Source organism: Photorhabdus sp. P32 (assembly GCF_038085095.1).
In the GTDB taxonomy this organism is placed as follows: Bacteria; Pseudomonadota; Gammaproteobacteria; order Enterobacterales; family Enterobacteriaceae; genus Photorhabdus; species Photorhabdus luminescens.
Genome location: NZ_JAZGJN010000290.1, coordinates 1 through 20,570, shown reverse-complemented (window position 1 = coordinate 20,570; position 20,570 = coordinate 1). Strand labels below are relative to the sequence as shown.

Below are 20,570 nucleotides of genomic sequence, written 5' to 3'. Positions count from 1 at the left end.
AGGGATCGTGACAGTTTTCCTCAGCTTATGCCACGCAAATTCCAGGGACGGCTACTTTTTGGAATACATGAGGCGAACCGACAATCCCATCAGGATACTTGGCGAGTTTTTCCTTGAATTCAGGATTCGTGAACGCAGCGCGAAAATGTTCCAGACTCTCCCAAACGGCATAGTTCATAAATGTGCCGCTACCAGCGATTCCGCGATGTAATTGTGCGGAAATCAGACCGACCTTAGACCGGAAATATTCTGCATCTTCTTTCCAAGTCTCTATCAGGGTGTCAGCCATTGAGGGATCAACATGAAATATGTTCACCAGTACGATGGAGCCATCGGTGTTCGAAAATAACTGTTCCCGCAGGGTTACGTGGGTGTCCATTTCTTCTAGCTTGACCATTTCTATTCTCCTGAAAATTTTATGTTTGTATTGCTATCCTACCGAAGCGAGTCGCGCGATTTACGCGGCTTTTGACGGCAATATGTCAACGTAGAGACAATGTCAACGTAGCAACAAATGCGTTCCACCAATTATATGCTGTTTCCACGTTGTATCTCATTTAACTGTTTGGTAATTCTTTGTCATTACTAACAAACGAATCCGTAGCGCTATGTCGTGCTATTTGGCACTGGTGACTCTTCCAGCTTCGTCTCCAAACTGATTAAGGTATTTAATGTCACTTTTAGCTCGTTAGGATCAGAGGATTTCACCAGTGAGTCGACCCATTCAGCTTCCAGCGATATCGCCGCATCAAAAGTACGCCAACCAAGCTCGGTCAGTTGATAGAGTGGTGAGCGTTCATGCCGAGGATTAGTGATGGTTTTCACCATCCCTGAGCTCAGCCCGAGATTCAATTGTTTTTGCACGCCTTGACGTGTGATACCCATTGCGGCGGCGATCTGAGGCGCGGTAAGTGGATGTGGCGCGTGCGCAATCGCACCCAGTACTTGCCATCTTGCACTCGTGATTCCCAACGGGGCGACGAGTTGATCCCCTTTAGAGAGCAGTAGGGCGTTGAGCCGAAATACCGCCAATGTGATCTCAGTGAATACCTCAAACGCCGAAGTTTTCTCGGTTGACACGATTTACTTCCTTTTCCTTAGTACCTCAAAAAACGACAACCAGTTTCCATTTATTGAAATTGAATGTCAATATTTCAGCAAATGATATTGATGATCAATGTCGCAGATGTGAGTAAATAACGGTGGGATTGTTTCTTTCTGCTTGCTTACGTTCGACGAATATGAACAACAGTCTTTAATATCCAACGACTATTGCTATCAATCTCCTTTTCCCGTAATCTCATTATTTGTAGCTGAATCGTTTCATTTTATTATCTAAAGCGGTTTTCTGTGCACGGTTTTAATAATTTTGTGATAAGCAATCAGTACATCGGTGATTTAGTCAGTTATTCTAAGCGGTTGCGTGGTAATAACTATATTCAGGGAGTAACATGACAATCAAGGTAGCAATAAACGGTTTTGGCAGAATAGGGCGTAGTATTTTACGTGCTCTTTATGAATCTGGGCGCCGGGCTGAAATTTCGATTATTGCTGTTAATGAGCTGGCAGATGCCGAAGGAATTGCTCACTTGCTGAAATATGACTCTAGTCATGGCCGTTTTGCCTGGGATGTGCGTCTGAATAATGATGTGTTGCAGGTTGGCGATGATAATATTCGCTTGTTTCATCAACCCGATATATCGATGTTGCCTTGGCAAGAATTGGGAATTGATATTGTTCTTGATTGCAGTGGGATTTATGGCAGCAGAGCCGATGGCGAGGCGCATCTTGCCAGCGGCGCCAAAAAAGTGCTGTTTGCTCATCCGGGGGGCAATGATTTAGATGCGACGGTGGTTTATGGTGTGAATCAACACTTACTGACAGCAGAGGATCGTATAGTGTCCAACGCTTCCTGTACCACTAATTGCATTATTCCCATCATTAAATTATTGGATGATGAGTTTGAAATTGAATCTGGCACAGTGACAACCATTCATGCCTCAATGAATGACCAACCGGTCATTGATGCTTATCATAAAGATTTACGGCGTACTCGGGCTGCCAGTCAGTCTATTATTCCGGTGGATACCAAGTTGGCCGCAGGGATAACCCGGATTTTTCCAAAGTTCTGTGACCGTTTTGAAGCTATCTCCGTGCGTGTGCCAACGATTAACGTTACGGCTATCGATTTGAGCGTTACGGTAAAATCTTCAGTAACTGTTAAAAAAATCAACGAATTAATGCAAAAATCAGCAGCTACTTCATTTCGTGGTATAGTTGATTATACCGAATTGCCGTTAGTCTCAACGGATTTTAACCACGATCCCCACAGTGCGATTGTTGATGGCACACAAACGCGAGTCAGTGGGAAACATCTGATTAAGACATTAGTCTGGTGTGATAATGAGTGGGGATTTGCTAACCGAATGTTAGATACAACGTTAGCAATGGCTGCTACGGGTTTCAAATGATCTGTTGTTGATAGACGGTCCATAATAGATCCGCACACGGCGCAAGATTAAATAATTTAGAGAATCAATGAGAGGATTCACCATGTCTGTAATTAAGATGACCGATTTAGATCTGGCGGGTAAGCGTGTTTTGATCCGCGCTGACCTGAACGTTCCGGTAAAAGATGGCAAAGTCACCTCTGATGCGCGTATCCGTGCTTCCTTGCCGACCATTGAAGCAGTATTAAAGCAGGGTGCTAAAGTGATGATCACTTCTCACCTTGGCCGTCCTACTGAAGGCGAATACAATGAAGAATTCTCGCTGAAACCAGTAGTAGACTATCTAAAAGAGAAATTATCTTCCCCTGTTCGACTGGAAAAAGAGTATCTGGAAGGGGTTGATGTCGCGGAAGGTGAGCTGGTTGTGCTGGAGAACGTTCGCTTTAATAAAGGTGAGAAGAAAGACGACGAAACCTTGGCTAAAAAATATGCTTCCTTGTGTGACATTTATGTCATGGATGCATTCGGTACTGCTCATCGCGCTCAGGCTTCTACTCACGGCGTGGCTAAGTTTGCTCCTGTTGCTTGTGCCGGTCCTTTGCTGTCCGCAGAATTAGAGGCATTAGGTAAAGCGTTGGGTAATCCGGCTCGCCCAATGGTGGCAATCGTCGGGGGTTCTAAAGTTTCAACCAAGCTGACCGTTCTGGATACGCTGTCTAAGATTGCCGACCAACTGATTGTTGGCGGTGGTATCGCGAATACGTTTGTTGCTGCGGAAGGCCACAATGTCGGTCGTTCTCTCTATGAAGATGATTTGATCCCGGAAGCGAAAAAATTGCTGATAAGCTGTGATATTCCGGTGCCGACCGATGTTCGTGTGGCGACAGAATTTTCTGAAACGGCCGAAGCAACGTTGAAATCTACCAGCGATATTAAAGATGATGAACAGATCCTTGATCTGGGGGATGAATCTGCTCAACGTCTGGCTGATATCCTGAAAAACGCCAAAACGATTCTGTGGAATGGCCCGGTTGGTGTATTTGAATTCCCTAATTTCCGTCAAGGAACTGAAATTGTCGCACGTGCCATTGCTGATAGTGATGCCTTCTCTATCGCTGGCGGCGGCGATACATTGGCAGCGATCGACCTGTTCGGTATTGCTGACAAAATTTCTTATATTTCTACGGGTGGCGGCGCTTTCCTCGAGTTCGTGGAAGGAAAAAAACTGCCTGCGGTTGTGATGTTGGAAGAACGTGCAAAACAGTAATTAAGTCATGACGGGTAACGGCCGGTTGGCTGGTTGCCCGTTCTCAACAGGACCCACGTAACATGTCTAAAATTTTTGATTTCGTAAAACCGGGTGTCATCACTGGTGATGATGTTCAAAAAGTGTTCGCTATAGCCAAAGAAAACAACTTTGCTTTGCCGGCGGTCAACTGTGTAGGTACTGATTCAATCAATGCCGTGCTGGAAACCGCTGCTAAAGTTCGTTCTCCTGTGATCATTCAGTTTTCTAACGGCGGCGCTGCTTTTATTGCCGGTAAAGGTTTGAAAGTTGAAGGTCAACAAGCGGCTATTCTGGGTTCAATTTCTGGTGCTCACCATGTTCATCAGATGGCTGAACATTATGGTGTTCCTGTGATCCTGCATACTGACCACTGCGCGCGTAAATTGCTGCCGTGGATTGATGGCCTGTTAGATGCGGGTGAAAAGCATTACGCAGCGACGGGTAAACCCTTATTCTCTTCTCACATGATCGATCTGTCAGAAGAGTCTCTGGAAGAGAATATTGAGATTTGCAGCCATTATCTGGCGCGTATGGCAAAAATCGATATGACGTTGGAAATCGAGTTGGGCTGTACTGGCGGGGAAGAAGATGGCGTTGATAACAGCCATATGGATAGCTCAGCGCTGTACACTCAACCGGAAGATGTTGCTTATGCTTATGAGAAACTAAATGCTATCAGCCCACGTTTCACTATTGCGGCTTCTTTCGGTAACGTTCATGGTGTTTATAAGCCGGGTAACGTCAAACTGACGCCAAAAATTTTGCGTAACTCTCAAGACTATGTTGCTGAGAAATTCAATCTGCCACATAACAGCCTGGATTTTGTTTTCCACGGCGGCTCTGGTTCTACCGCGGAAGAGATCAAAGAAGCGGTCAGCTATGGCGTTGTTAAAATGAATATCGATACTGACACCCAATGGGCGACTTGGGAAGGTATTCTCAACTACTACAAAAAGAACGAAGGCTATTTGCAAGGCCAGTTAGGCAATCCAGAAGGCGCAGATAAACCTAATAAGAAATTCTACGATCCACGGGTATGGCTGCGTGCCGGTCAGGTTTCTATGATTGCCCGTCTGGAACAGGCTTTCAAAGAATTGAACGCAGTTGATGTGTTGTAATTAACGAAAGAGTTCCCTCTGAATTTTCATTCAGAGGGAATGTTAGCCGCATTCAGTAAATGATATTACCTTCTATTTGAAATCCTATTACCAAATTTATGAAGCTCTCCGCATTCCTAAATTCTCAGCGATAGCCGCAGAGCGAATATTAATAGCATCTGTTGATATCCTATTAATCTTCTGCCCTTTCAATGATTTTTTAATTGCTTTCATTGTCAGGAATTTGCCAACGCCTTTGAAATTATATTCTCTATTTATTGCAATATCGGGTTCTGTTTCTTGCAGTCGCGCTCTTTCTTCATTACTAAGTTGCGTATAAGGATGAGCAAGTGCATAGTTGACATGTAATTCTGATTGTTTATTTTTTAAATCATGATAAACCTTAACCTCCATTGCGGCATAAATTTTTCTTTCACCGGAATAATCATTTTTTTCGCTTTTATCCATTAAAGCAAAGAAATCTGTTTCTGCGTAAAAATCAGGGTGATTGCTTCTATATTTATGCCCTTCTGCATACTCTGATATCGTATCTTTTATGGTTTTTGCCATATAATCGGATATTTCAGATCCCAAAGAAAGATTCGTCTTTGATTTTTCTGAAAGGGATGGGTTTTCTTCAAGCCGGCTATATATTATTTGACTTTTTTCTATACCCTTTAACAATTCCTCATGACTTAGCAAATAACCCGAAGGATCGGAATCACCGACACGAACCACTTTCAATGATTTATTTTTTGTATAACTGCTCTCTTTCTCGTTCCATTTGACAACATGTGAATTTCTGGCGGCCAATTTAAATTTTAATTCATCAAGGAAATTCACCTCTTTGGTATATTTTCCTCTTTCTGGCGCCAATCCATTTTCATCCTGCAAACTTACTGGATTATTTCTCACCATCCGGTATAGATTCAGTCCATCAACTGTTCCCGCCGGATCTACACTTAACCATCTACCTGCCCACGGTTGATAATAGCGGTAACCATAATAATACAGCCCGGTGGCATCCCGTTCCTTGCCTGAATAGCGAATAGTTTTATAACTGGCTTCTATTTGGCTGTTTGCTGCCCACAGCGCTGTCCCGCCGAATGGATAATACTCTTCCTCACTAATAATCTGCCCTTGATTATCCAGTTCAAGCTGGCAGGAACCGATCAGATTATCGTAGCTGTAACGTAGCTGATTGTTGTCGATACCTTCTGGTTTGCCATTCTCCCAGTGCAGCACTCGTACCTGTGCACGACCTGCTTCACCTAGCGTAATAATGTGTAATTCTTCTATTGTTGTGGCGCTATTCTGAGTTGTGCGTAGTTCCAGCCCCGGCAAATAGATTACCCGCTGTTGCTGCGTAGCACTCTTGGTTTGCTGTTCACTTACTTTCAGTTGTCTCATTCCGTTGCTGCCGTAGCGGTACCATTCATTTCCTGGACCGTTATTGACCTGCTTTAGCTCTCCTCGTGATGTCCAGACCAGCGTCTGACCGGGCAATAAACTGGTTTGATGACCACCGGCATCAAATAACGTATCCACTTGATTGGGATCTGTTGTCAGCGTACTGAGAACGCCTCGGTTGCTGTGATTTGAGATGGTGATAGCGGTGGTGTAGTTATTTTGGGTAGCCGGCGAACTGTGCTGAATTTGTGTCAGATTACCGCTGCGATCATAGCTGTAGCTGCGAGTATAGTTAGTGTAGGTATTGTTATCAGAGGGTAGTGCAGGGGAGGGAAGTTGGTTATTTTGCTGACCTATATTGGCCATTTCACGCCCGGTGGCACTGATAAGCTGATACAGGGAATCGTAGGTGTAGGTGTTTTCCGGGACCACTTTCTGATTGCGCCAAAAGCGGGTAGCTTCCGCATCGTTACGTATATTGATCACATTACCTACCGGATCATATTGATAGCGTAAATCTTGTAACACTTTAGCGTCTGACGGACGGCGGGTAGTGATACCAATCAGCCGTTGAGTTTCCGGTTCATAGCTGTATTCGGTGATAACCCCGTTACCGTGCTCTTCGCGTAATTTTTGTCCGGCGGCAGAGTAAGTCAGCGATTGGATAATCACTTGTTCGGCTTGACCTTTGAGTGTCAACCAACAGCCTTTTAACTGCCCGGCTACATCATAGGCCAGCCGCTGGATGTTGCCTTTGGCATCGGTCTGGATAAGTAAAGCCCCGGTGGCATCAGTGCTATTTTGAGTGGTATAGACATCACTGCTCAGTTTTTGCTGCCAGAGGCTTTGGTCTTCACCTGTCCAGTCGGCATTTTGGTTATCGACGAGCAGTTGTTGAGATTGTGATAGCACAATGCCCGCAAGGGAAAGGCTGTTGAGTTGAGTGAGTCCTGCGGTATCGTAATATCGGACACACTGACCAGCAAGGTTGTAATCTTTTTCTTGCGGTGTGTTGCCGGCCCAGATAAGACGTTCGGTGGTTTTCTCTTCGGCTTGCACTTGTTCAGTGATGGCAAGCAGACGACCGGGTAGGGTGTTATCTTCGTAGCGATGATTTTGGCGGACACCGATTGCATTGATGGTTAATATTGGGCGACCTTCAATATCATTGAGGGTAATAGACCGACCAGCATCAACACCTTCTTCACGTAGAACCTGACCCGCAAGATTAAAGACGCGAATGAAATTCGGGCCGCTCAGGTTTTTATTCTTACGCGGATCGGTACTTTTTACCTGAAATCCCTGCATATTGAATTCATAGAGAGTGATCAGTTCGTCACTGTTTTCACCAATTTGAGTGCGTAGATATTCTAAAGTACGTACATTTAACTTTCTGTTATCCAATACACTGATTGATGGTGTTTTTTTGTCAATATCAGAGTGATAGCTGCTCATGTTTTAACTCCTTATATGGTATTAATCTTTAAAATAATTTAAGTTTTGGTAACAACCAAACGACCTTATATCACTAAATAGGCAAGGAAAGCGATTTGTCGTTGATGTTATAAATGCAAACGCGTTGGTAATTTTTGAGATTGTATTAATAGAAATTAAGGTATCAGATAGCGGGTACGATCAGCCAACTATTGGGAAAACAAATGGTTAGCCGATTTGATATATCGTTGGTGATTAAATAACGAATCACTTGTATCTCACCGTTAAAGATAAATTTATTAAATAATGGCAGTTACAATACCGATGACATTACGGTATTTCATTGATTGAATCATCAAGATGTTTCTACTCCTAACAGGAAATTAAGTGAAGATCAGGTTGTTCTATATATTGTGGATTATTCTTCCTGAGAACTGGGTTATTTTTGTAATTTCATCCTTCATTAGATTAACAATAAATTAATTTCTATTGAGTTTGTAACACTTTCTTACAAATTTATATTTTTGTAAATTAAAGAAATAAAAATTTTTTCTTGCTATTTGATGATGATTTAATAATCATGGCCTAAGTTCCATCATATTGGACAGTATGAAGGAAATTTCAACTCCTGTTCCCTTATTCAAAGGGATTAATTGATGGGAATACATTTTTGTCTTCCTGTCGTTCAGCTCGCTATTACTCACGGCATAAGTGATGTTGCTTATCTTAGGTAATAGGATTTTTACCATCTTGTTTCTTTGGTGACGAAATCAATGACCGCTATCCCTGACAGGATATTTATGCTGATAAAGGTGATTGATAGCCGGACGGAGAAATAACGTTATAAAGAAGGAAGTAAAACTAATGGGTATATCAGATCCACGCCTGTGTTTTGATTGTAAGCGTTTTTTGAAAAACTGGGTGGAATTTCAGTTGGTGGATGAACAGGGAAAACCGCTGGTCAACATGCCTTATCGCCTGATCAGTCGCGGAACTCCGAATTATGTGCGTCGAGGGGTAACTAATGGTTTCGGTGTGCTTAGAGAAGAGGAGCTGTTGCCTCATCCGGTGACGCTATATATTGATGCTCAGCCGCTGGCCGATGAGATGGAACAGCGTCCGTTGCGAGAAAAACGTGGTGAAGAGGCTTCGGTGGTGAAGCCAAAAGCAGAAACTGAAAGCCATCAATATCGCTATGTGACTATCGGGCAGATCAGTGATAGGTTGCCGGTGATTAAAGGGTGGGACCCTAAAGACATCCCACCTCCTTATCACTTCCCAGACCCGGAACCAAAAGGTTATGAGGTTCATCCGTTAAATCGACGGTATGTATTAGAAATATGTCCATTCCGTGCTTGGGTTTTGCTGCTGCATCATCAAAAAGAGTATTCCATTGTGAATGCTTATAATCAGTGTTTGATGAGTGTACTGGCCTATGCCAATGGGGATATCAATGTAGCAGGCTCGGTTAAACACTTTTTTAACCGGCAAATGGTGGATGTCTCGAAGCTGCCTTATCAGGTGGAAAAAGTGTCAGCGGCCCCTGTGGTTTATAATGTACCGTTTAGTGAACGTTATACTGAGGTGGAATTTATTGATTCACGAGCAGGGAATAATAAACAGGGTGATACCAAACTGTTTTATGCCGCCAGCGAAAAAGACATGATTGTCAGTTGGCGGGGCACGGTTACTCTAGAAAATTACCTGACTGATGCCACCTTCCAACCATTGGCTTTAAATTGCGATGATGATAAAGCGTTATGCAGCGAATTTATTCATCATGGCAAAGTGCATAGGGGGTTCTGGGAAGCTTTTAATCTGATTGGAAAATTAACTGTCCACGATGAGAAAGAAAAAACAGTATTCGGTGAGATCATTGGATTGGCTAAAAGACGGAGATTATTTGTCTGTGGTCACAGCTTGGGCGGTGCGTTGGCATTACTACACAGCGCACAACTGAAAGAACACAATCCTTGTCTCTACAGTTACGGGATGCCGCGAACATTAACTCGTAGTGCAGTAGAGGAATTGTCCTCCATTATCCACTATCGCCATGTTAATGAAGATGATGTAATTCCTTCCGTACCATTTGAGCAGGATATGGATAATGGGTTTTTCAAGTATTGGACGCCGGCAGGGTATGATTGGGAAATAGTGAAACTAGTGTCTCCATCACCGATTGTTAAAGCCATTAAACAAGCGACTATCAGTAAAGAAATCTATTTGCATCATGGTAAAGTTGTGCATTTTTTTAAAGCTAACAGTTGCCCTGAATGGCTTATTTCCGCCAGGAATTTCTCCCCTATAATGGGTGTTGCTGAGGAAATATTGGATAACACCACAAAGCTCTATTTAATTCCTGAATTAAACCAGGAAACAGAAAAAGATTTTTCTCTGGCTGGCGAGCAGCAAAATGCGTTGTTTAATCAGTTAAGTCAACAAGAAAAAGACAAACTGTTTGTTGAAAACAGAAGTACTGATTTAAAAGGAGGATTCGGATTTTCTAATCATAGCTCGTATAAATATGCCGGTTATATTGATAAACGACTCAGGGAGTTATGCGAACCGGATAAGATTACGGTCTATCAGGATAGTCAGCGTCAATTTAAGGCGAAAATGGATAATCATAAGATGCTTATCCCTGACAATATTTACTACCGAAATCTCTATTTTCTGGATATGGATAAGCAGTTAGTAAAATCACTAACCGTGAGCCAGCATGAAGAACAAGGAACACTGGCCTTACAACATTACTGTGATAAGAAGGAACTGTCTGTATGAAAATATTGAAAACAACGCTGCTCTTATTGTTTCTCTATTTTATTTACTGGGCGTTTGGCGACACCTTTTTCAACTGGCTTTTCCCTTTTACATCTGACGGAAAGGAAAAGATGATCACTGTGGAGGGAGTGGCGCCAAAGTATACGGAACCGTATGTGTATGCGCAGTATATATCAAAAGATTGTCTTGAATATCAGTTTGATGCAGGAATGTCGCCTTATCAAGTGCCGACTTATTATGGATTGGAGTTGAATGTAAAAGCTGATCCACAAACCGGTTATTTTCAGGTGAAATTACCTTTTAATGGCGGGGGCTGGTGCAAATGGAGAATCAATCGGGCCTCTGTGTCAGTAAATTATACCGATGCCACCCATCTGGTGAAAGATGCGAAGCCATATGGGGGAACAGGTTTAACTGCATTTATCAATGATGCGACCCAGACATATCTTAACGAAACAGCAACATTAAATACTATAGATTACCGTCCGGTTATTTACCCTGTTTTAGAAATGATTGACGGGTTCCCCAAAAGAATATCCTTGCTAGGTGAAGGCGAAATGCGTCCATTCAGGTTGATGTTAACTCCGGGAGCGGAATGGAAGATTATCTATAAGCCTAAACTGAATGAAACCAAGATGCCGAAAGTGATTATTCCACCGGGTAAAGAACCTGCGAGGATTGAATACCCGGATGGGAGCATTGATTGGAATAATGATCGAATTGAATACTGGAAAATAAAGTAACATCATTAAGATCATACCGCCAGTTTACCGATGCGCTAACACCAGAAAATAAAGGGTTCATGTGAATGATGGATTACATTTTCTCTGCCATGTTATCGATTTTCAGGAAAAAAAGTCTAGGATCTATAGCAATTGTAATACCATAATAAAAAGGAACTCCAATATGAAAATAACGCTGTCCTTATTATTTCTCTATTTTATTTACTGGGCGTTTGGCGATACCTTTTTTGACTGGCTTTTTCCTTTTTCACCTGACGAGAAGAAACAGTTGATTACGGTGGAAGGTGTCGTGCCGAAATACACAAAACCGTATGTATCTGCACAGTATATCTCAAAAGACTGTCTTAGATATCAGTTTGATGCAGGTATGTCGCCTTATCAAGTGCCGACCTATTATGGATTGGATTTGGATGTAAAAGTTGATCCACAAACCGGTTACTTTCAGGCGAAATTGCCTTTCAATGGAGGAGGATGGTGTAAATGGAAAATCAATCAAGCTTCTGTGGCAGTAGGGTATACCGATGTCCGACATCTGGTGAAAGATGCTGTGCCGTATACGGGAACAGGTTTAACCGCATTTATTAACGATGCTGTTCAGACAAACATTAGTGAAATCGCCGCATCGAATACAATTGATTTTAGCCCGGTTATTTACCCTGTTTTAGAAATGGTTGAAGGATTTCCGAAAAGTATATCCTTACAAGGTAAGGTTAAATTGTATCCTTTTAGGTTGAAGTTAACACCAGGAGTAAAATGGAAAATTATTTTTAAACCTAAACTGGATGAAACTAAAATGCCAAAGGTCATAGTAACTAGGAAAAGTGAATGGGTTGAATATCCTGACGGGCACATTGAAATCAATACCCGAATGATAGATACCCATTACATAAAGTAACGTTCTACTAAGGTCGTATCACCAGTTTATCTAAATGCCAACATGAGAATACTGTTATTAAAAGGAACTGTCCGTATGAAAATATTGAAGATAACGCTGTCCTTATTATTTCTCTATTTTATTTACTGGGCGTTTGGCGACACCTTTTTTGACTGGCTTTTTCCTTTTTCACCTGACGAGAAGAAACAATTGATTACGGTGGAAGGTGTCGTGCCGAAATATACAAAACCGTATGTGTCTGCGCAGTATATCTCAAAAGACTGTCTTAGATATCAGTTTGATGCAGGTATGTCGCCTTATCAAGTGCCGACTTATTATGGATTGGATTTGGATGTAAAAGTTGATCCACAAACTGGTTACTTTCAGGCGAAATTGCCTTTCAATGGTGGAGGATGGTGTAAATGGAAAATCAATCAAGCTTCTGTGGCAGTGGGGTATACCGATGTGCGTCATCTGGAGAAAGATGCTGTGCCATATTCGGGAACAGGTTTAACCGCATTTATTAACGATGCTGTTCAGACAAACATTAGCGAAATTGCAGCATTGAATACCATTGATTTCAGTCCGATTATTTACCCTGTTTTGAACGTGGTCGAGGGATATCCAAACAGCATTTCCTTACAGGGGAAGATGGATTCGTTTCCTTTTCGGCTGAAATTAATTCCAGGAGCGGAATGGAAAATCACTTTTAAACCTAAACTAGATGAAACTAAAATGCCGAAGGTTATAGTAACTAGGAAAGGTGAATGGGTTGAATATCCCGGAGGACATATTGAAATCAATACCCAAATGGTAGATACCCATTACATAAAGTAACGTTCTACTAAGGTCGTATCACCAGTTTATCTAAATGCCAACATGAGAATACTGTTATTAAAAGGAACTGTCCGTATGAAAATATTGAAGATAACGCTGTCCTTATTATTTCTCTATTTTATTTACTGGGCGTTTGGCGACACCTTTTTTGACTGGCTTTTTCCTTTTTCACCTGACGAGAAGAAACAATTGATTACGGTGGAAGGTGTCGTGCCGAAATACACAAAACCGTATGTGTCTGCGCAGTATATCTCAAAAGACTGTCTTAGATATCAGTTTGATGCAGGTATGTCGCCTTATCAAGTGCCGACTTATTATGGATTGGATTTGGATGTAAAAGTTGATCCACAAACTGGTTACTTTCAGGCGAAATTGCCTTTCAATGGTGGAGGATGGTGTAAATGGAAAATCAATCAAGCTTCTGTGGCAGTGGGGTATACCGATGTCCGACATCTGGTGAAAGATGCTGTGCCGTATACGGGAACAGGTTTAACCGCATTTATTAACGATGCTGTTCAGACAAACATTAGTGAAATCGCCGCCTCGAATACAATTGATTTTAGCCCGGTTATTTACCCTGTTTTAGAAATGGTTGAAGGATTTCCAAAAAGCGTATCTTTACAAGGTGAAGTATTAAAAATGCGTCCTTTTCGACTCACATTAACTCCAGGAGCTAAATGGAAAATTATTTTTAAGCCTAAGCTGGATGAAACCAAAATGGCGAAAGTCACGGTGACTAACGGAAAAGGCGAATGGGTTGAATATCCGGGCGGCAAGATTGATAACGGCACTCAAGAAGTGGATTTTCGATTCATGTATGGGAATATGAAATAACGCTATCAGTGTAGCTTATTTATTTTATTTCTCATCGAATTAACAAGGGTATTTTAAACACCAACACCATAAATAAGGAGTCCATATGAACGATGGATTACACTTTCTTTGTCATATTATCGATTTACCGGAGAAAACTTTTGCGGTCGCTGAATTTTCTCTACAGGAGGAATTATCCGAATTATTTACCCTATCCTTAACGCTGGTCAGTAAACGGGCCGATATTGATCTGGAATCACTGTTATTACAATCGGTGAAATTCCGGGTGGTCTTCAACGACGTTGAACAACGCCAAGTGAGCGGCATTATTTCACAGGCTGTATTAGGCGACACGCATGCTCACCGCACCATTTATTACCTGACCGTCCGGCCTGCTCTCTGGCGGATGAATCTGAATCAGGACAGCCGGATTTATCATCGGCAAAGCGTGCCGGAAATTCTCAACAGTTTGCTGAAAAAACATTGCATCCTGTTCGATTGCCAATTGGATGAATTTCATTACACACGCGAATATGTGACGCAGAAACGAGAATCCGATTATGACTTTTTTGTCCGGTTAGTGGCCGAAGAAGGGCTGAATTTCTGGTTTGAAGACGACAAGCTGTTTTTCAGCGACAGCCATTTAGGGATGACGGCCAATCTGCCGCTGGTCTACAACCCGCAGATAGAGACGGCCACAGAAATGAATGTGATGAATCAGGTGCGTCTGGGCGTCTCCACAACCCCAATGCGGATCATTTATAAGGACTACAATCCCCAGAATCCCGCTTACCGCCTGACACACCGGGCCAATATCGATGCCCGTGTCGAGGGGCAGGAAACCCTGTTTACGCTCTTTGAAAGCTACGGCCGTTTTCAGAAAGACGCGGAGGCGAAACCCTTCGTCCAGCGTCAGCAGCAGGCTGTCCAGAATCAACGTCAGGCCGGTAGCGGGCAAAGCAACTGCTTTAAACTGATGCCCGGTAAAATCTTTGATCTCAGCGAACACCCGGTTGATACCATGAATACCCGCTGGCAAATCGTGTCTATTCGTCATCACGGCAAGTGTCCGCAGGCATGGCAAGAAAGTAGCGGAGAGTCAGGAACTTATCTGCATAACGAATTCAGTTTTATTTCGGGCTATAGAGATTGGCGAGCGCTATATCGTTACAAACCGCTGGCGGATGGCGATGAAGTGGCGACTGTGGTCGGCCCGGAAGGAGAAGAGATTTATGTCAATGAAGAAGGCTGTATTCGCATTCATTTTCACTGGGATCGTTATGATAAAGCCAACGAAAATGCCGCCTGTTGGGTACGGTTCACTCAGGGTTGGAATGGCAGTGGTTACGGTTTTATGGCTATCCCCCGTATCGGTCAGGAGGTGATTGTCTCCTACCTGAACGGCGATATTGATCGCCCGATTGTGACGGGTTGCACCTATAACAGATTAAACCGGCCGCCGCTAGATTTACCCGCCGAAAAGACCCGAACCACCTTCAAAACCCAGACTCACAAAGGGGAAGGTTTTAACGAGTTGCGCTTTGAAGATGCAAAAGATCAGGAAGAGATTTACCTGCACGGGCAAAAAGATCTGACCGCCCATATTCAGCATGATGCTTACTGGCATATTAAACACGACCATAAGCAGCGAATCGATAATAACCGGTACAGTGAAATCCATGCTGATGACCATCGGAAAATCACCGGTTCCGGTAAATACAGTACCGATGGCGATGTGTCGCACCGTATCACCGGCAGTCAGCATTTACAGACCGGGGATGCATTGGTGGCTGAAAGCGGTCAGGAAACGCATCTGAAAAGCGGCGGTAAAATGGTATTGGAAGCGGCGTCAGAAATTACCTTAAAAGTCGGCGGTCATTTTATCCGGATAACTCCCGGCGGTATTCTGACCTCGCCAAATTTATTAGTCGGGCAAGGTTCAGCCGGTACCGGGCGCGGTTTATCACTACAACTGCCAGAGGGCGTTGCGCCTCTGCCGGGGGTTAAATATCCGGCCAGACCGCTTTGCGCTGTGCAGGCTCAATTGGAAGCTAACTTGATTATCGATAACCAGGAGGATGCATGAACATGTCCATAAACTGGCAGCAATGGTTGAATGTTGCCAATAAACCGCCCGTTTTCTTTATGCTCAATTCATTGGCGAAGCCGAACCCTGTCACTCTCTTTTATAAAAACGACTGGGTAGAGCAGGTTTTTCCGCTATACAGCAATACCCCGATGGATCACATGCTGGCGCAAAGCCCCTGGCTGGTTCAGCCCAAGTCAGGTTGCCTGTCAGTAATTGGTCATTTGCTTGATAGTCATACCTTGAGCGATAACAGTTGGGGATGGGCTTATCGCAGTGAAAATTTATGGGGGCAACAGCTTAATCATTGGCGTTCACGCCAGCAGGTGATATTACAGGAGAAACAGGTGCTCTTGCGTAGTATGGATTCGCGTATTCTCAATCAATTATTACCGGCAATGGTTATCAGCGATTGGTCGGGGTTTCTAACGCCGGTGTGTGAATTAATGATAGATACGCCTGAGCCGCAGGTTTATTACCGCCCTGAGAATTGTGGTCAAAGTGAACATGAAAAGCCCTTTGTCTTGGGCCAGCATTTAATTGAAGCTTGGTTCCATTCTGATTACGCCTTGCAAGGGCAGGTATTCGTACTTATTAGCGATTTATGGGAAAACCACGGTGAATTGGCTGAGAAATTGGATAAGCCGAGAGGGAAATTACAGGAACGAATTATTGATTGGCTGAAAGCGCGTTTAGAAAACGGAGGTGGCATTAATAATCTTACCAGTGCAAATTACTTACAGACATTAGGTGAGTGATATATGACTATTAAGTAGCGTATGCATGTTTGCACTGAATAATAACTCATTTGAGGAAACTCAATCCGGTTTGAGTGATCTGGCAATCGCCAAAAAGAAAATATTAGCCCAACCGGATTGAGTTATGCCAATTATTAGCATCTATACTCGCTTAACTTGAAATTGACGACTCAATTTCTATTGAGTTTGTAACACTTTCTTACAAATTTATATTTTTGTAAATTAAAAAAATGAAAATTTTCTCTTGCTATTTGGTGATGATTTAATAATCATAACTTAAGCTCCATCATATTGGACAGTATGAAGGAAATTCCAACTCCTGTTCCCTTATTCAAAGGGATTAATTGATGGGAATACATTTCTGTCTTCCTGTCATTCAACTCGCTATTACCCACGGCATAAGTGATGTTGCTTGTCTTAGGTAATAGGATTTTTACTATCTTGTTTCTTTGGTGACGAAATCAATGACCGCTATCCCTGACAGGGTATTTATGCTGATAAAGGTGATTGATAGCCGGACGGAGAAATAACGTTATTATAAAGAAGGAAGTAAAACTAATGGGTATATCAGATCCACGCTTGTGTTTTGATTGTAAGCGTTTTTTGAAAAACTGGGTGGAATTTCAGTTGGTGGATGAACAGGGAAAGCCGCTGGTCAACATGCCTTATCGCCTGATCAGTCGCGGAACCCCGGGTTATGTGCGCCGAGGGGTAACTAATGGTTTTGGTGTGCTCAGAGAAGAGGAGCTGTTACCTCATCCGGTGACGCTATATATTGCTGCTCAGCCGCTGGCCGATGAGATGGAACAGCGTCCATTGCGGGAAAAACGCAGTGAAGAGGCTTCGGTGGTGAAACCGAAAGCCGAAGGCCATCAATATCGCTATGTGACTATCGGGCAGATCAGTGATGGATTGCCGGTGATTAAGGATTGGAAAGATTCTAAAGATATTCCACCTCCTTATCACTTCCCAGACCCGGAACCAAAAGGCTATGAGGTCCATCCGTTAAATCGACGGTATGTTCTGGAAGTATGCCCGTTTCGAGCCTGGATTCTGCTGCTACATCATCAAAAAGAGTATTCCATTGTTAATGCTTATAACCAGTGCTTGATGAGCGTGCTGGCCTATGCCGATGGGGATGTTGATATTGAAGGCTCTGTACTTCACTTTTTTAACCGGCAAATGGTCGATGTTTCGAAGCTGCCTTATCGGATGAACGATGTTTCGGCAACGCCTGTGGTTTACGATGTGCCGTTTAGTGAACGTTATACCCGGATAGAGTTTATTGATTCAAAAACGGCAGACAATAAACAAGGTGATACCCGACTGTTTTATATCGCCAGCAGCAGTGATGTTCTTGTTAGCTGGCGGGGTACAGCCAGTCTGGCGAATGACTTGACTGATATTACCTTCCAGCCGTTAAGCTTGAGTTGCGATGATGAGAAAGCCCTGTGTAGTGGGTTTATTCACCGTGGCAAAGTACATAAAGGGTTTTGGGCGGCATTCAGTCTGGTTGGGAAGTTAAAAGTTCCTGATGAGAAAACCAAAGAAGTATTCAGCGATATTTTGGATTTGGCCGTAAAAAAAAGATTATTTATCTGTGGTCACAGCTTGGGGGGAGCTTTAGCATTATTGCACAGTGCACAACTGAAAGAACACAATCCTTGTCTCTACAGTTACGGGATGCCAAGAACATTAACCAGCAGTGCAGTACAGGAACTATCTGCTATTATCCATTATCGTCATGTTAATGAAAATGACCCTATTCCTTTGGTGCCCTTTGAACAGGATATGGATAATGTTTTCTTCAATTACTGGACGTTGGCGGGGTATGACTGGGAAATCATAAAATTATTGTCACCCTCACCGATTATTCAAGCAATTAAGCAGGCGACAGCCAGTAAAGAAATTTATCTGCATCATGGCAAAGTAGTTCATTTTTTAAAAGCCAGTGCCTGCCCGGAATGGCTGATTGCCGCCAGTAATGTATCGCTGATAACCAGATTGAGTGCAGAAGGAATATTAAGTAATATAACAAAACTGTATTTAATTCCTGAACTGAATAAAGAAACAGAACACCTTTTCGTTCAGGCCGGTGAACAACAAAATGCCCTGTTTAATCAGCTAAGCCCGCAAGAACAGGATAAACTGTTTGATGAAAATAAAAACCCTGAGTTAAAAGACAAAGTAAGTATCTTTAATCACTTCTCATCTAAATATTCCGGTTATATTGATGCACGTCTTAAAGAGTTATGCGAACCGGATAAAATGACGACTTATCAGGACAGTCAGCATCAATTTAAGGAGAAAATGGATGTTTATAAGAGACTGATACCAGATGCTGTTTACTACCGTAATCTCTGTTTTCTGGATATGGATAAACAGTTAATAAAATCATTGGCCGTCAGTCAGCAGGAAGAAAAAGGGAAACTGGCCTTACAGTACTACTGCGATGAGAAGGAGCTTCCAGTATGAGGATATTCAAGGTCACATTGTCATTATTACTATTGTCTTTTATTTACTGGTCGATGGGGGATACTTTCTTTAACTGGCTATTTCCCTTTTCATCTAAGGGAAAGGGGCCGTGGATCACAGTGGAAGGTGTTATGCCGAAATACACCGAGCCCTATGTAGCAGCAAGGTATATCTCAAGATCTTGTCTTGAATATGAATTTAGTGCGACGATGACACCTCATAAAGTACCGACTTATCATGTGCTTTACCAGGAGGCAACCACTGATCCCCAAACGGGTTATTTTCAGACGAAATTGTCTTTTAGTGGCGGAGGTTGGTGTAAATGGAAAATTGAGCGGGCTTATGTATCGGCGAATTATACCGATGTCAGTCACTTGGTGACAGATGCTGTTCCCTATTCAGGGACAGGTTTAACCGCCTTTATCAACGATGCCGAACGAGAAAATTATTCTGAAGCCTCTGAGACGCGTGCAGTGAATACTATAGACTACAGACCGGTTATTTACCCTGTTTTGAAAATGGTAGAGGGACGTCCAAACAGAGTTTCCTTACTGGGTGTAGTGGATTCGTTTCCTTTTCGGCTAAAATTAATTCCAGGAGCGGAATGGAAAATCACTTTTAAACCTAAACTGGATGAAACTAAAATGCCGAAGGTTATAGTAACTAGGAAAGGTGAATGGGTTGAATATCCCGGAGGACATATTGAAATCAATACCCAAATGGTAGATACCCGTTACATAAAGTAACGTTCTACTAAGGTCATATCACCAGTTTATCTAAATGCCAACATGAGAATACTGTTATTAAAAGGAACTGTCCGTATGAAAACATTGAAAATAACGCTGTTCTTATTATTTCTCTATTCTATTTACTGGGCGTTTGGAGATACCTTTTTTGACTGGCTTTTTCCTTTTTCACCTGACGAGAAGAAACAGTTGATTACGGTGGAAGGCGTCATGCCGAAATACACCGAGCCGTACGTGGCAGCAAGATATATCTCAAAATCTTGTCTTGAATATGAATTTAGTGCGACGATGACACCTCATAAAGTACCGACTTATCATGTGCTTTACCAGAAGGTAACCACTGATCCCCAAACGGGTTATTTTCAGACGAAATTGCCTTTTAGTGGCGGAGGTTGGTGTAAATGGAAAATTGAGCGGGCTTATGTATCGGCGAATTATACCGATGTCAGTCACCTGGTGAAAGATGCTGTTCCCTCTTCGGGGACAGGTTTAACCGCTTTTATTAACGATGCTGAACGAGAAAATTATTCAGAAGCCTCTGAAACTCGTGCATTGAATACTATAGATTACAGGCCGGTTATTTACCCTGTCTTGAAAATGGTTGAAGGGCGTCCAAACAGAGTTTCCTTACAGGGCATAGTGGATTCGTTTCCGTTTCGACTGAAATTAACTCCAGGAGAGGAATGGAAAATCATCTATAAACCCAAGTTGGATGAAACCAAAATGCCGAAAATCACGGTAACTAATGGGAGGGGAGAATGGGTTGAATATCCCGGAG

16 protein-coding genes are annotated in these 20,570 nt (G+C 42.7%); 13 read left to right on the top strand and 3 right to left on the bottom strand.

Annotated features, from left to right (window positions below):
* Positions 1–25: 25 nt before the first annotated feature.
* Positions 26–397 (bottom strand): antibiotic biosynthesis monooxygenase family protein, encoded by a 372-nt coding sequence (locus V2H77_RS20060; protein WP_036808094.1) that lies wholly within the window; start codon positions 395–397, stop codon positions 26–28.
* A gap of 209 nt (positions 398–606) precedes the next feature.
* Positions 607–1,080, bottom strand: a complete 474-nt coding sequence (locus V2H77_RS20055; protein ID WP_265377938.1) for a MarR family winged helix-turn-helix transcriptional regulator — start codon at positions 1,078–1,080, stop codon at positions 607–609.
* Positions 1,081–1,451: 371 nt separating this feature from the next.
* Between V2H77_RS20055 and epd the strand changes: the two genes are divergently transcribed.
* From epd to fbaA, 3 genes are all read left to right on the top strand, one after another.
* Positions 1,452–2,471: an erythrose-4-phosphate dehydrogenase gene (gene epd, locus V2H77_RS20050; protein WP_341500225.1), complete on the top strand. Its 1,020-nt coding sequence runs from the start codon at positions 1,452–1,454 to the stop codon at positions 2,469–2,471.
* Positions 2,472–2,553: 82 nt separating this feature from the next.
* Positions 2,554–3,717, top strand: coding sequence for a phosphoglycerate kinase (gene pgk / locus V2H77_RS20045; RefSeq protein ID WP_341500224.1), 1,164 nt, complete (start codon positions 2,554–2,556; stop codon positions 3,715–3,717).
* Between the two features lie 62 nt (positions 3,718–3,779).
* On the top strand, positions 3,780–4,856 hold the full coding sequence (gene fbaA / locus V2H77_RS20040; protein ID WP_341500223.1) for a class II fructose-bisphosphate aldolase: 1,077 nt from the start codon (positions 3,780–3,782) through the stop codon (positions 4,854–4,856).
* Positions 4,857–4,952: 96 nt separating this feature from the next.
* Here fbaA and V2H77_RS20035 read toward each other — a convergent pair whose 3' ends face one another.
* On the bottom strand, positions 4,953–7,700 hold the full coding sequence (locus V2H77_RS20035; RefSeq protein WP_341500222.1) for an RHS repeat protein: 2,748 nt from the start codon (positions 7,698–7,700) through the stop codon (positions 4,953–4,955).
* Positions 7,701–8,543: 843 nt separating this feature from the next.
* On the opposite strand from V2H77_RS20035, the gene V2H77_RS20030 reads away from it, so the two are divergent.
* The 10 genes from V2H77_RS20030 to V2H77_RS19985 form a co-directional block, all read left to right on the top strand.
* On the top strand, positions 8,544–10,460 hold the full coding sequence (locus V2H77_RS20030) for a lipase family protein (RefSeq protein WP_341500221.1): 1,917 nt from the start codon (positions 8,544–8,546) through the stop codon (positions 10,458–10,460).
* On the top strand, positions 10,457–11,203 hold the full coding sequence (locus V2H77_RS20025; protein ID WP_265377943.1) for a hypothetical protein: 747 nt from the start codon (positions 10,457–10,459) through the stop codon (positions 11,201–11,203). Before V2H77_RS20030 ends, V2H77_RS20025 begins: the two co-directional genes overlap by 4 nt.
* Positions 11,204–11,366: 163 nt before the next feature.
* Positions 11,367–12,098 carry a hypothetical protein gene (locus V2H77_RS20020; protein WP_341500220.1) on the top strand — a complete coding sequence of 244 codons (732 nt, stop codon included), beginning with the start codon at positions 11,367–11,369 and terminating at the stop codon, positions 12,096–12,098.
* A gap of 75 nt (positions 12,099–12,173) precedes the next feature.
* Positions 12,174–12,914, top strand: a complete 741-nt coding sequence (locus V2H77_RS20015; RefSeq protein WP_341500219.1) for a hypothetical protein — start codon at positions 12,174–12,176, stop codon at positions 12,912–12,914.
* Positions 12,915–12,989: 75 nt separating this feature from the next.
* The gene (locus V2H77_RS20010) at positions 12,990–13,748 is read left to right on the top strand and encodes a hypothetical protein (RefSeq protein ID WP_341500218.1); all 759 of its coding nucleotides are present in this window, start codon (positions 12,990–12,992) and stop codon (positions 13,746–13,748) included.
* 85 nt (positions 13,749–13,833) lie between these two features.
* A complete protein-coding gene (tssI, locus tag V2H77_RS20005; RefSeq protein WP_341500217.1) occupies positions 13,834–15,813 on the top strand; it encodes a type VI secretion system tip protein TssI/VgrG in 1,980 nt (659 codons plus the stop codon).
* The gene (locus tag V2H77_RS20000; RefSeq protein WP_341500216.1) at positions 15,810–16,571 is read left to right on the top strand and encodes a DUF4123 domain-containing protein; all 762 of its coding nucleotides are present in this window, start codon (positions 15,810–15,812) and stop codon (positions 16,569–16,571) included. Before tssI ends, V2H77_RS20000 begins: the two co-directional genes overlap by 4 nt.
* Positions 16,572–17,129: 558 nt before the next feature.
* Positions 17,130–19,046, top strand: coding sequence for a lipase family protein (locus tag V2H77_RS19995; RefSeq protein WP_341500215.1), 1,917 nt, complete (start codon positions 17,130–17,132; stop codon positions 19,044–19,046).
* Complete coding sequence (locus V2H77_RS19990; RefSeq protein WP_341500214.1) at positions 19,043–19,792, top strand: hypothetical protein; 750 nt, start codon at positions 19,043–19,045, stop codon at positions 19,790–19,792. The genes V2H77_RS19995 and V2H77_RS19990 overlap by 4 nt, the downstream gene beginning before the upstream one ends.
* Before the next feature lie 75 nt (positions 19,793–19,867).
* The coding region (locus V2H77_RS19985; protein WP_341500213.1) for a hypothetical protein at positions 19,868–20,570 on the top strand (703 nt) is incomplete at its 3' end.

What these genes read in the sequence shown, in the direction of transcription:
- V2H77_RS20025 (WP_265377943.1), top strand. Translation starts at nt 10,457, where the DNA reads ATGAAAATATTGAAAACAACGCTGCTCTTATTGTTTCTCTATTTTATT.
- pgk (WP_341500224.1), top strand. Translation starts at nt 2,554, where the DNA reads ATGTCTGTAATTAAGATGACCGATTTAGATCTGGCGGGTAAGCGTGTT.
- V2H77_RS20015 (WP_341500219.1), top strand. Translation starts at nt 12,174, where the DNA reads ATGAAAATATTGAAGATAACGCTGTCCTTATTATTTCTCTATTTTATT.
- V2H77_RS19990 (WP_341500214.1), top strand. Translation starts at nt 19,043, where the DNA reads ATGAGGATATTCAAGGTCACATTGTCATTATTACTATTGTCTTTTATT.
- fbaA (WP_341500223.1), top strand. Translation starts at nt 3,780, where the DNA reads ATGTCTAAAATTTTTGATTTCGTAAAACCGGGTGTCATCACTGGTGAT.
- epd (WP_341500225.1), top strand. Translation starts at nt 1,452, where the DNA reads ATGACAATCAAGGTAGCAATAAACGGTTTTGGCAGAATAGGGCGTAGT.
- V2H77_RS19995 (WP_341500215.1), top strand. Translation starts at nt 17,130, where the DNA reads ATGGGTATATCAGATCCACGCTTGTGTTTTGATTGTAAGCGTTTTTTG.
- V2H77_RS20030 (WP_341500221.1), top strand. Translation starts at nt 8,544, where the DNA reads ATGGGTATATCAGATCCACGCCTGTGTTTTGATTGTAAGCGTTTTTTG.
- V2H77_RS20000 (WP_341500216.1), top strand. Translation starts at nt 15,810, where the DNA reads ATGAACATGTCCATAAACTGGCAGCAATGGTTGAATGTTGCCAATAAA.
- V2H77_RS20020 (WP_341500220.1), top strand. Translation starts at nt 11,367, where the DNA reads ATGAAAATAACGCTGTCCTTATTATTTCTCTATTTTATTTACTGGGCG.
- tssI (WP_341500217.1), top strand. Translation starts at nt 13,834, where the DNA reads ATGAACGATGGATTACACTTTCTTTGTCATATTATCGATTTACCGGAG.
- V2H77_RS20035 (WP_341500222.1), bottom strand. Translation starts at nt 7,700, where the DNA reads ATGAGCAGCTATCACTCTGATATTGACAAAAAAACACCATCAATCAGT.
- V2H77_RS20010 (WP_341500218.1), top strand. Translation starts at nt 12,990, where the DNA reads ATGAAAATATTGAAGATAACGCTGTCCTTATTATTTCTCTATTTTATT.
- V2H77_RS20060 (WP_036808094.1), bottom strand. Translation starts at nt 397, where the DNA reads ATGGTCAAGCTAGAAGAAATGGACACCCACGTAACCCTGCGGGAACAG.